At 72.2% G+C, this 10,993-nt stretch carries 10 protein-coding genes; 3 read left to right on the plus strand and 7 right to left on the minus strand.

Features of this window, described 5'->3' with window-relative positions:
• Nucleotides 1-10 precede the first annotated feature (10 nt).
• Both OHA89_RS15470 and OHA89_RS15475 read right to left on the minus strand, forming a co-directional pair.
• Nucleotides 11-415, minus strand: a complete 405-nt coding sequence (locus tag OHA89_RS15470; RefSeq protein ID WP_257554682.1) for a DUF3017 domain-containing protein — start codon at nt 413-415, stop codon at nt 11-13.
• A 19-nt stretch (nt 416-434) separates the two neighbouring features.
• A complete protein-coding gene (locus OHA89_RS15475) occupies nt 435-1,295 on the minus strand; it encodes a bifunctional methylenetetrahydrofolate dehydrogenase/methenyltetrahydrofolate cyclohydrolase (RefSeq protein WP_215147757.1) in 861 nt (286 codons plus the stop codon).
• A 531-nt stretch (nt 1,296-1,826) separates the two neighbouring features.
• Between OHA89_RS15475 and OHA89_RS15480 the strand changes: the two genes are divergently transcribed.
• A complete protein-coding gene (locus tag OHA89_RS15480) occupies nt 1,827-2,438 on the plus strand; it encodes a hypothetical protein (RefSeq protein ID WP_215147759.1) in 612 nt (203 codons plus the stop codon).
• A gap of 89 nt (nt 2,439-2,527) precedes the next feature.
• Here OHA89_RS15480 and purH read toward each other — a convergent pair whose 3' ends face one another.
• On the minus strand, nt 2,528-4,111 hold the full coding sequence (gene purH / locus OHA89_RS15485) for a bifunctional phosphoribosylaminoimidazolecarboxamide formyltransferase/IMP cyclohydrolase (protein WP_215147761.1): 1,584 nt from the start codon (nt 4,109-4,111) through the stop codon (nt 2,528-2,530).
• Nucleotides 4,108-4,731 (minus strand): phosphoribosylglycinamide formyltransferase, encoded by a 624-nt coding sequence (purN, locus tag OHA89_RS15490; RefSeq protein WP_215147763.1) that lies wholly within the window; start codon nt 4,729-4,731, stop codon nt 4,108-4,110. The genes purH and purN overlap by 4 nt, the downstream gene beginning before the upstream one ends.
• A gap of 255 nt (nt 4,732-4,986) precedes the next feature.
• Here purN and OHA89_RS15495 point away from each other — a divergent pair, with 255 nt between their 5' ends.
• Entirely contained in the window at nt 4,987-5,580 is a 594-nt protein-coding gene (locus OHA89_RS15495; RefSeq protein WP_257554687.1) for a hypothetical protein, read from the plus strand.
• Nucleotides 5,581-5,812: 232 nt separating this feature from the next.
• Here the strand turns inward: OHA89_RS15495 and OHA89_RS15500 are convergent, their stop codons facing one another.
• Nucleotides 5,813-7,309, minus strand: a complete 1,497-nt coding sequence (locus tag OHA89_RS15500; RefSeq protein WP_266608052.1) for a DUF6350 family protein — start codon at nt 7,307-7,309, stop codon at nt 5,813-5,815.
• Between the two features lie 119 nt (nt 7,310-7,428).
• On the opposite strand from OHA89_RS15500, the gene OHA89_RS15505 reads away from it, so the two are divergent.
• Entirely contained in the window at nt 7,429-8,748 is a 1,320-nt protein-coding gene (locus OHA89_RS15505; RefSeq protein WP_406366406.1) for a helix-turn-helix domain-containing protein, read from the plus strand.
• Nucleotides 8,749-8,809: 61 nt separating this feature from the next.
• Here the strand turns inward: OHA89_RS15505 and sucD are convergent, their stop codons facing one another.
• Together sucD and sucC are read right to left on the minus strand one after the other, a co-directional pair.
• On the minus strand, nt 8,810-9,700 hold the full coding sequence (sucD, locus tag OHA89_RS15510; RefSeq protein ID WP_215147771.1) for a succinate--CoA ligase subunit alpha: 891 nt from the start codon (nt 9,698-9,700) through the stop codon (nt 8,810-8,812).
• Between the two features lie 21 nt (nt 9,701-9,721).
• A complete protein-coding gene (gene sucC, locus OHA89_RS15515) occupies nt 9,722-10,900 on the minus strand; it encodes an ADP-forming succinate--CoA ligase subunit beta (RefSeq protein WP_215147773.1) in 1,179 nt (392 codons plus the stop codon).
• Nucleotides 10,901-10,993: the final 93 nt, after the last annotated feature.

Here is a 10,993-nt window from a genome sequence, read left to right on the forward strand (position 1 = left end):
CGCGGCGCGGTCAGCGGACGGTGAAGCGGACCGCCGACTCCAGGAACGGGATGTGCAGCAACGGCTTGGGCTCCATCGCCAGCGCGAGCAGCGTGATCGCCACGCCCAGCAGCCCGTACGTGACCATGTCCGTGAAGCGGGAGCGCACCGCGAGCATCCCCACGGAGGGCAGTACGCGCCGCAGCACCGCGGCCGCCAACAGGGCCACGCCGATCACCAGGCAGCCGATCCGCGGATGCCCCATCGCCGTGGCCAGCAGCCCGGCCGCGGTCGCGGTGAGCACGCTGAGCATCGGCCACTGGCGGGCGGGCGTGGACACGGCCCCGGGCACCGCCCGGCCGCTGCCCTCGGGACGGGCCGTGTCCCGGGTGACGGACGGGAAGCGCCGGGACCGGGAAGCGTCGGCCGCGGACACCACGCGATCGTCGTCCCGCTCAGCCTGCACTGGTGCTCCGTTCCGCGGCCTCGACGACGTTGACGAGCAGCTGGGCCCGGGTCATCGGGCCGACGCCGCCCGGGTTCGGGGAGATCCAGGCCGCCACCTCGGCGACCCCGGGGTGCACGTCGCCGACGATCTTCCCGCTCTCGTCGCGGCTGACGCCCACGTCGAGCACGGCCGCGCCCGGCTTCACGTCCTCCGGCTTGACCAGGTGCGGGACGCCCGCCGCGGCGACGATGATGTCCGCCTGGCGCAGCAGCCCCGAGAGGTCGCGCGTACCGGTGTGGCACAGCGTCACGGTGGCGTTCTCGGACTTGCGGGTGAGAAGGAGACCGATCGAGCGGCCGACGGTGATGCCCCGGCCGAGGACGACGACGTGCGCGCCGTTGATGCCGACGCCGTGGTGGCGCAGCAGTTCGACGATCCCGTACGGGGTGCAGGGCAGCGGGCCCGGCTCGTTCAGCACCAGCCGGCCGAGCGACATGGGGTGCAGGCCGTCGGCGTCCTTGAGCGGGTCCATCAGCTCCAGGACCCGGTTGGTGTCGATGCCCTTGGGGAGCGGGAGTTGGACGATGTAGCCCGTGCACTCCGGATTGGCGTTGAGTTCCCGTACGACCGCCTCGATGTCCTCCTGGGAGGCCGTCGCGGGAAGTTCGCGCTGGATGGAGGCGATGCCGACCTCGGCGCAGTCCTTGTGCTTGCCGTTGACGTACCAGCGGCTGCCCGGATCGTCACCGACCAGCAGGGTGCCGAGGCCGGGGGTGATGCCCCGGGCCTTGAGGGCCGCCACACGGGCGGTCAGTTCGGACTTGATCGCGGCCGCGGTGGCCTTGCCATCGAGAATCTGGGCGGTCATGTACCCATCCTCCCGGATGGAGTGCCCCCGGTTCCAGTCAAGGCGCTCAAGCCCCGCGTCGGAGCGCGCGATCCACGGCTCGGTCCCCTTGCGAGGAAGCTCCCGGTCTCAACCGGGGGTGAAGACACATCCCGGGACTCGGAGCCGTTGGCATCGTTCCGTTGCGTGACGCTTTTGCCTGCGCTTGTGTACGGATCGTGACCGACCCTGACGTCCGGGTCGTGGGGATTCCTTCCGTGAAGCGGGCGTAAGACCTCATCGGGAGTCCTCCTCTCGGTCCGGGCGGTCCGTGGTGAAGCAGGAAACCCCACCCGTGAGATGGGACTCCCTTCTCCCGAAGGAGGGAACGAAGTCAATGCACTTGCACAACGATTCCCCGGCTCGGCGTGAACCAACTGGACAAGTCAAGGTCAGTCGGACGACGATGACCGGAAAGAGTGCCGCGGGCAGTGCCGGGGGGCGGACCGTAGAACACAGCTTTCCTCCGCGCGTGCCGTGCGTCCCCGCACTTCCACGGAGGAACACCCCAAGATGAGCTTCGGCGACCCGAACAACCCGTACGGCCAGCAGCCCCCGGCCCCGCAGGGCCAGCCCGGCTACGGCTACCCGCAGCAGGCCCCGCAGGGCGTTCCGCCGCAGGGCGGCTACGCCTACCCGCAGCAGCAGGCCCCCCAGGGCTACCCGGCCTACCCCGGTGGCCCCGGCGGCTACCCGGGCATGCCGATGGAGATGCCGGGTCTGGTGAAGACCGCGCGCGTCCTGCTCTTCGTCGTGGGCGGCCTGCAGATCATCGTCGGCCTCCTCGCGCTGCTCGGCGGCGCCGCACTGTCCAGCACGGACAGCGGCGCCACCGGTGACGTGGTCGGCGGCGTCGTGATCGCCGTCGGCCTCTTCGTCCTCGCCCTCGGGGTGCTGGCCATCGTCCTCGGCGCCAAGTTCGCCAAGGGCGGCAACGGCGTGCGCATCACGACGATCGTCTACGGCGCGCTGTCCATCCTGGGCGGCCTCGCCAACTTCACCAACAGCGCCTCCGAGGGCGGCGGTCCCGCGGCCGGCGTCATCAGCCTGGCCATCGGCGGCCTGATCCTCGCCGCGATGGTCACCGCCCCCGGCGCCGCCTGGTTCAAGCGCCCGCGCTTCTGATCCCCGCGCTACTGAAATCCGTAGCCGAACGGCGAAGGCCGCGACCCGCAGTGCGGGTCGCGGCCTTCGCCGTTCTGACGGTGCCGGACTCAGTGGAAGAAGTGCCGGGTCCCGGTGAAGTACATCGTCACGCCGGCCTTCTTCGCGGCCTCGATGACCTGCTCGTCACGGACCGAACCACCCGGCTGGACCACGGCCTTGATGCCGGCGGCCGTGAGGATCTCCAGCCCGTCCGGGAAGGGGAAGAAGGCGTCGGAGGCGGCGTACGAGCCCTGCGCGCGCTCGGCGCCCGCCCGCTCGACGGCGAGCTTCGCCGAGTCGACGCGGTTGACCTGGCCCATGCCGACGCCGACCGAGGCGCCGTCCTTGGCGAGCAGGATGGCGTTGGACTTGACGGCCCGGCAGGCCTTCCACGCGAAGGCGAGCTCGGCGAGCTCGTCGGCGGAGAGCGCGTCGCCGGTGGCGAGGGTCCAGTTGGCCGGGTCGTCGCCCTCGGCCTGGAAGAGGTCGCTCTGCTGGAGCAGCGCGCCGCCGCTGATGGGCTTGAGGTCGCCCGGCTGGTGCGGGGTGCCGTCCACCTTCAGGACGCGGATGTTCTTCTTCTTGGCGAGGATCTCGACGGCGCCGTCCTCGTAGCCGGGGGCCGCGATGACCTCGGTGAAGATCTCGGCGACCTGCTCGGCGAGCTCGACGGTCACCGGGCGGTTGACGGCGATGACACCGCCGAAGGCCGACAGCGGGTCGCAGGCGTGCGCCTTGCGGTGCGCGGCGGCGACGTCCGTGTCCACGGCGATGCCGCACGGGTTGGCGTGCTTGATGATCGCGACGCAGGGCTCTTCGTGGTCGTAGGCGGCCCGGCGGGCGGCCTCGGTGTCCACGTAGTTGTTGAAGGACATCTCCTTGCCGTGCAGCTGCTCGGCATTGGCGAGCCCGCCCGGCTGACCGTCCGTGTACAGCGCGGCGGCCTGGTGGGGGTTCTCGCCGTAGCGCAGGGTCGACTTGCGCTCCCAGGCGCCGGCCAGGAACTCCGGCAGCACCGCTTCCGGCTCCGGGGCGTACACATTCGTGAACCAGGAGGCCACGGCCACGTCGTAGGCGGCGGTGTGCTGGAAGGCCTCGGCCGCCAGGCGCTTGCGGGCGGTGAGGTCGAAGCCGCCGTTCTTCGCGGCGTCGAGGACGGCCGCGTAGCGCTCGGGGCTGGTCACGACCGCCACCGAGGGGTGGTTCTTGGCCGCGGCGCGGACCATGGAGGGGCCGCCGATGTCGATCTGCTCCACGCACTCGTCCGGGGTGGCACCCGACTGGACGGTCTCGAGGAAGGGGTAGAGGTTGACGACCACCAGGTCGAAGGGCTCTACGCCCAGCTCGGCGAGCTGCCGCTGGTGGTCCTCCAGGCGCAGGTCGGCGAGGATGCCGGCGTGCACGCGCGGGTGCAGGGTCTTGACGCGGCCGTCGAGGCACTCGGGGAAGCCGGTGAGCTCCTCGACCTTGGTGACGGGCACCCCGGCCGCGGCGATCTTCGAGGCCGTGGAGCCGGTGGAGACGAGCGCGACGCCCGCCTCGTGCAGCCCGCGGGCCAGCTCTTCCAGTCCCGTCTTGTCGTAGACACTGACGAGCGCACGCCGGATCGGCCGCTGGGTCGTGGTCGGGTCGTTGCTCTCTACGGCGGTCACTGGATTGTTACCTTTCGTCCCTCAATGCGGTAGCCGTGTCGGGCCAGGCGCCCCACGACATCGACGAGCAGCTGTCGCTCGACTTCCTTGATGCGCTCATGGAGAGCGGCTTCGTCGTCCTCGTCCCCGATCTCGACGACACCCTGGGCGATGATCGGACCGGTGTCCACGCCCGCGTCCACGAAGTGGACGGTGCAGCCGGTGACCTTCGCGCCGTAGGCGAGCGCGTCCCGTACGCCGTGGGCGCCCGGGAAGGCGGGGAGGAGGGCGGGGTGGGTGTTGATGAACCGGCCGCCGAAGCGGTCGATGAACGCCTTGCCCACGATCTTCATGAAACCGGCGGACACCACGAGGTCCGGGGCATGGGCGTCGGTCGCCTCGGTGAGGGCGGTGTCCCACTCCTCCCGGCTGCCGTACGCCTTGACGGGACACACGAAGGTGGGGATCCCGGCCTTCTCGGCACGGTCCAGACCGGCGATGTCCTCGCGGTCGGCTCCCACGGCGACGACTTCGGCGCCGAAGCCCTCGGATCCGCCGGGGTGGGCGTCGATGGCGTCGAGCAGGGCCTGGAGGTTGGTGCCGGAACCGGATACCAGCACGACCAGGCGGGAGGCGGCCATGGGAGGCCCTTTCTCACGGGAATGCGGTGTTCGTCTTTGTGTGGTCATACGAAACTTCGGGGTACCGATATACGGGGAACCATACGAAGCCACCGACCGCCTGCAACGATACCGGCACACGGGACGGCCCCCGAGGGACGGGGGGACGGCCGGGCGGTAGCGTCTGGCCTACAAGCCGCAAACAGGCCTCACCCACCTGGGCCTCCGCCGCGACGTCGCCCTGACGTCCATGACACAGGGGAAGAAACACACCCGATGCCGGACCGCCGTCAGCCCGACTCCCCCACCGACGACAACCCCTTCGCGGCTCCCCCGGAAGGCCGGCCCGACCAGCCGTGGCAGCCGCGCCGCGGCGGCAACGGCGAGGGCGGGGGCGGCGGGCAGGACCCCGAGGGCGGCCGGGGCGGCCCGGCGCGCTGGGACCCGACGGACCCGATCCAGCGCCGCGCCCGCTACGCGCTGCTGGCCGGCATGTGGGGCTTCTTCTTCGGGATCTTCGGGATTCCGTCGGTCGGTCTGCTGCTGGGGGCACTCGCCCTGTACTGGGGCATCAGCGCGCTCCGGGGCAGGCCGGCGACGGCGGAGGCCGGCCAGGGTGGCGCCCAGAGCACCCAGGGCGGACTCGCGGCGCTGGGCGAGGCGGCCCGCCCCCAGCGCACGGCGGCGGTGAGCGGCCTGGTCACGGCCTCGCTGGCGATCCTGCTGGCGATGAGCTCGTACGCCTTGCAGCTGGCCTACAAGGACTTCTACGTCTGCCGCGACGACGCCCTGACGAACGCGGCGGAACTCCAGTGCAACTCGCTCCTGCCGGACAACCTCGTGGGCGACATCCTGAAGGTCCGCCAGTAACGATCGCTCTCCGCCACCCGGCCCACCGGACGAAGCCACGGGGCGCCAACGCCCCGGCCCCCGCCTCCGCCGGGCGGGTCCGCCACGCGCGGCGCCGGCAATTGCAGCCCCGCCTGGGGGCACCTCCCAGCGGTAGCTGGGGGAGTTTGAGGCGCGGGGGGTCCCCACAGCGGTAGCTGGGGGAGGGTCCGGGGGCGGAGCCCCCGCAACGGCGCCGCGCGCGACCGGCTGGTCAGGGGGTTGGTTTGCGGCGGGGGAGCACTCGGGCTCCGACCACCGGCGGGGTCAGCGACTTCGGCGGGAGCAGGTCCAGGCGGAGCCTGGGCACGACGGTCACCTGCCGGGGCGGCCGCGGCGGGGCCGGGGCCGGGGGCTCAGCCGGGGTGATGTCCGGGACCAGCGTGCCCGCCGCACGGCGCAGGGCCGCCCACCGGATCTCCCGTACGCCGCTGTCGTGCCAGCCGTCGTCCATCGCCAGGGCCGGCCGGTTGCGCCACGCGTGCACCGCCACCGCCACCGGCACCGCCGGCAGCAGCGTCCAGACGAAGGCCGCCGCCCCCGTGGCCCACCACACCGGCCCGAACTCGGCCAGCGCCCGCGACCCGAGCGGCCCTGCCGAGGCCGCCGCGAGCCCGGTCATGACCAGCCCGCACACCAGCGCGCCCAGCGCCGCCGTGAGCGCGGTCTCCCCGTACGAGACCTCCCGCGCCCGGCGTACCGCGAACCAGCCCACCGCCAGCCCGGCCACCACCGGCAGCCCCGCGACCGCCCAGGTCAGCGGAGTCCCGGGCCCCTCGGGCGGGAGCGCCGCCAGCAGCGGGAACCGGGGCAGGGCGGCAGAGCCCGTGAACCCGAGCGGGGTGGCGGTCACCCCGGCGCCGAGGGCGAAGCCGGGCCCGAGGGCGTAGGACGCCCCCCAGACCATGGCGTTCGGGATCAGCGCGATCGCGAGCAGCAGCACCGCGAAGCGGCCGGACCACACCCCGGTCAGCGCCAGGAAGGACCCCTGGACCTCCGTACCGTGCCAGGCGAGCGAGCTGCCAACGAGCAGCGCGCCGCCGCCCAGCAGGACGAGGGCCCCGCCCGCACCGGCCCGGAGCGCCAGCGCGTAACGAGGGCGTGCGACTGCCCTCCGTACGCCCCCCGGCACCCAGGACGGCGGCGGCCCGAGCGGCCGGCCGCGTACCGCCCACACCCCGCTCGCGGCGGCGAGCACGGCGACCAGCGGAACGTGCCAGGCCGCGCTCAGCGGATCGGCGGGCATGGGGCCGCCCGCCGCGTACACCGTGGCCAGGGCCCCGACGGCCAGATAGCCGCAGAGCACGGCCGAGAAGACGGCGCCGGCCGGCAGCGTCTCCTCCCCCTCCTCCTCGGAGGCGCTCCCCAGCCGGGCGGCCCGCCGCATGAGCAGTACGGGCAGCGCGACGAGCAGCAGGGGGGTCAGGCCGACGGGCGCGGGCACGCCGGAGAGGGTCTCGTACCGCACCAGCTCCGTCCCGTGGGCGAGCAGCCAGAGCCCGGCGGCGAGATGCAGGGCCCCGCCGGGGCCGCTGTCGGGATAGGGGGAGCTGATCCACAGCACGATGACGAGCACGGCCAGGAAGCCGAGCCCGAGTCCGGCCGCCACGGCGCCGCCCACCACGCATGCGGCGGCCGCCGGGGAGCGGCGCCGTCGGACGGCTCGCGGGGCCACGGACAACGGGGTCCCGCGTTCGGTCACTTGGGTCACCCCGCCATGGTGCCAACGACACGCGCTATGAGCGGGTAACAGGCGAATGTCCGTGGTGTCGCTCAATATACGTTTATGTACTTTTTCGCCCAGGACTGTCGGGTCGCGGGGAGCGTGGCATGACTCAAAGCGTCGAGACGACCTCGGAGCTGAGCCTCCCCTCCCCGGAGGAACGCCGCAGACTGCGCGAAGCGGCGGACCTGACGCATGAGGAGGTCGCGGCCGCGGTGGGCGTCACGCCGGCCACGGTGCGCTCCTGGGAGACGGGCCGTACGGATCCCCGCGGGCGCAAGCGCGAGGCGTACGTGCAGTTCCTGGCCGGCCTCGGGGATCCGTCGGAGGGGGTCCCCGAGGCCGGGGCTGGGGCTGGGGCTGGGGCTGAGCTCGAGGCGGAGGCCGAGGCCGAGGCGGAAGGAGCGGCGGAGGCCGAACCGGAAGCCGGGGCCGAGGCCGCCGGCCCGGCCCCGGAGGCCGTCGAGGAGGCCGTCGAGCACGCCGTCGAGCAGGGCGTCGAGGAGGTACCGCCACTCGCCGCCGCCACAGAGGCGGGCGGGGCGGACGGGGCAGACGAGCCCTCTGTGCTCCCGGAACCCGCCCCCGACGATGCTCCCGTGGCGGCGGCGACTGGCGGAGCCGCAGCGGCGTTCGACGCCCTCTACGCCCTGGCCGCCCCCGCCCTCATCCACCAGACCTACCTGCTCACCGGCCGCCGGGCCCTCGCCCGGGAGGCCGTGGAGCGGGCGTTCCGCCAGGCCTGGCGGCAGTGGCCGGAAGTGGACACCGATCCGGACCCGGTGGGCTGGGTCCGCACGGCCGCGTACGACTGCGCCCTCTCCCCCTGGCACCAGCTGCGCCCGGCACACCGGCATACCGACAAGCCTCCCGCCGAGCCCGCCGACCGGATCCTCCTCGACGCCCTGCTCTCGCTGCCCACCGCCCACCGCCGTACGGTCCTGCTCTACGACGGCGTCGGCCTCGACCTCCCCGACACGGCCGCCGAGACCGAGGCCACCACGCCCACCGCGGGCAGCCGCCTGCTCCACGCGCACGAATACCTCGCCGACCGGGTACCCGAACTGGCCGACGTACCGCCCGGGGAACAGTCCGAGCTGCTGCACGACATGCTCGCGGCGCTGACTCCGGCGGTACGGCTCGAACCGCGCCCCGCGGCCCTCGTCCGCGGCCGCGCGGAGGGGCGTACCCGGCTGTGGACCCGCGCCGCCCTCGGCATGACCTCGGTCATCGCGGTCGCGACGGCGTACACGGCCGCGACCGCGCCCACCCAGTACCAGCCGCCGATCGCCCCCGGTGCGAACGTCTCGGGCGTGCCCCCGCTCAGCGGCCCCCAGCGGCTCACGGAGCAGAGCAGGCTGCTCCACGACAAGCTGCGGGCAGACCCGGACTCCGGGCCCGCCCGCCTCACGCCCGGGATCGAATGAGAAACGGGCGTGGCCCGCACCCGGGAAGGGTGCGGGCCACGCCCGTGCACGCGTACTGCTGTTACTGCGCGGCGTTCAGGATCTCGCGCGCCAGCTTGGCGGTCTCGGTCGGCGTCTTGCCGACCTTCACGCCGGCGGCCTCGAGGGCCTCCTTCTTGGCCTGCGCGGTACCGGAGGAACCGGAGACGATGGCGCCCGCGTGGCCCATGGTCTTGCCCTCGGGGGCGGTGAAGCCCGCGACGTAGCCGACGACCGGCTTGGTGACGTTCTTCGCGATGAAGTCCGCCGCACGCTCCTCGGCGTCGCCGCCGATCTCGCCGATCATGACGATCAGGTCGGTGTCGGGGTCGGCCTCGAACGCCTCGAGGGCGTCGATGTGCGTGGTGCCGATGACCGGGTCGCCACCGATGCCGACGGCCGAGGAGAAGCCGATGTCACGGAGCTCGTACATCATCTGGTAGGTCAGCGTGCCGGACTTGGACACGAGACCGATGCGGCCGGGCTTGGTGATGTCGCCCGGGATGATGCCGGCGTTGGACTGGCCGGGGGTGATCAGACCCGGGCAGTTCGGGCCGATGATCCGGGTCTTGTTGCCCTTGGCGATCGCGTACGCCCAGAAGGCGGCGGAGTCGTGCACCGCGATGCCCTCGGTGATGACGACGGCCAGCGGGATCTCGGCGTCGATCGCCTCGACCACGGCGGCCTTGGCGAAGGCCGGCGGGACGAAGAGGACGGAGACGTTGGCGCCCGTCTTCTCCATCGCCTCGGCGACGGAGCCGAAGACCGGGACCTCGGTGCCGTCGAAGTCGACGGTGGTGCCGGCCTTGCGCGGGTTCACGCCGCCGACGATGTTGGTGCCGTCAGCCAGCATCAGCTTGGTGTGCTTCATGCCCGTGGCACCGGTCATGCCCTGGACGATGACCTTGCTGTCCTTGTTGAGGAAGATAGCCATGTGAGTCTGTGACCTCTGCCCTTACTTCGCAGCCGCGAGCTCGGCGGCCTTGTCGGCCGCGCCGTCCATGGTGTCCACGCGCTGGACCAGCGGGTGGTTGGCGTCCGAGAGGATCTTGCGACCCAGCTCGGCGTTGTTGCCGTCGAGACGGACGACGAGCGGCTTGGTGACCGCCTCGCCCTTCTCCTCCAGCAGGGCCAGCGCCTGGACGATGCCGTTGGCGACCTCGTCGCACGCGGTGATGCCACCGAAGACGTTGACGAAGACGGACTTGACGTCCGGGTCGCCGAGGATGATCTCGAGACCGTTGGCCATGACGGCGGCGGAGGCGCCACCGCCGATGTCCAGGAAGTTGGCGGGCTTGACGCCGCCGTGGTTCTCGCCGGCGTAGGCGACGACGTCGAGGGTGCTCATGACGAGACCCGCGCCGTTGCCGATGATGCCGACCTCGCCCTCGAGCTTCACGTAGTTGAGGTTCTTCGCCTTGGCGGCGGCCTCGAGCGGGTTCGCGGCCGCGTGGTCCACGAACTCCTCGTGACCCGGCTGGCGGAACTCGGCGTTCTCGTCGAGCGAGACCTTGCCGTCGAGCGCGATGACGTCGCCGTTGGCGACCTTCGCGAGCGGGTTGACCTCGACGAGGAGCGCGTCCTCGGCGATGAAGGTCGCCCACAGGGTCACGAGGACCTCGGCGACCTTCTCGGCGACCTCGGCCGGGAACTGCGCCAGCGCGACGATCTCGCGGGCCTTCTCGATGGTCACGCCCTCGTTGGCGTTCACCGGGACCTTGGCGAGCTTCTCCGGGGTCTCCTCGGCGACCTGCTCGATGTCCATGCCGCCCGCGACCGACGCCATGGCGAGGAAGGTGCGGTTGGTGCGGTCGAGGAGGTACGAGACGTAGTACTCCTCGAGGATCTCGGGAGCCGTCTCGGCGATCATCACCTTGTGGACCGTGTGGCCCTTGATGTCCATGCCGAGGATGTCCGTCGCCCGGGCGACAGCCTCGTCCGGGGTGGCGGCCAGCTTCACGCCGCCGGCCTTGCCGCGGCCGCCGACCTTCACCTGCGCCTTGACGACCGACTTGCCGCCCAGCCGCTCGGTGGCCTCGCGAGCCGCCTCAGGCGTGTCGATGACTTCACCGGCCAGCACCGGTACACCGTGCTTGGCGAAGAGGTCCCTCGCCTGGTACTCGAACAGGTCCACGCGCGTCCGTCCCTTGTCTTTTTTAAAGATTCGCAGTGATTCGCGGTTGTCTGCTATCTGCGTGGGCGTGCCGCGGAGGGCAACGTGACGGCG

It is taken from the genome of Streptomyces sp. NBC_01546, from assembly GCF_045208355.1.
Lineage (GTDB): Bacteria > Actinomycetota > Actinomycetes > Streptomycetales > Streptomycetaceae > Streptomyces.

What these genes read in the sequence shown, in the direction of transcription:
- OHA89_RS15480 (WP_215147759.1), top strand. Translation starts at nt 1,827, where the DNA reads ATGAGCTTCGGCGACCCGAACAACCCGTACGGCCAGCAGCCCCCGGCC.
- sucD (WP_215147771.1), bottom strand. Translation starts at nt 9,700, where the DNA reads ATGGCTATCTTCCTCAACAAGGACAGCAAGGTCATCGTCCAGGGCATG.
- OHA89_RS15495 (WP_257554687.1), top strand. Translation starts at nt 4,987, where the DNA reads ATGCCGGACCGCCGTCAGCCCGACTCCCCCACCGACGACAACCCCTTC.
- OHA89_RS15475 (WP_215147757.1), bottom strand. Translation starts at nt 1,295, where the DNA reads ATGACCGCCCAGATTCTCGATGGCAAGGCCACCGCGGCCGCGATCAAG.
- purN (WP_215147763.1), bottom strand. Translation starts at nt 4,731, where the DNA reads ATGGCCGCCTCCCGCCTGGTCGTGCTGGTATCCGGTTCCGGCACCAAC.
- OHA89_RS15505 (WP_406366406.1), top strand. Translation starts at nt 7,429, where the DNA reads ATGACTCAAAGCGTCGAGACGACCTCGGAGCTGAGCCTCCCCTCCCCG.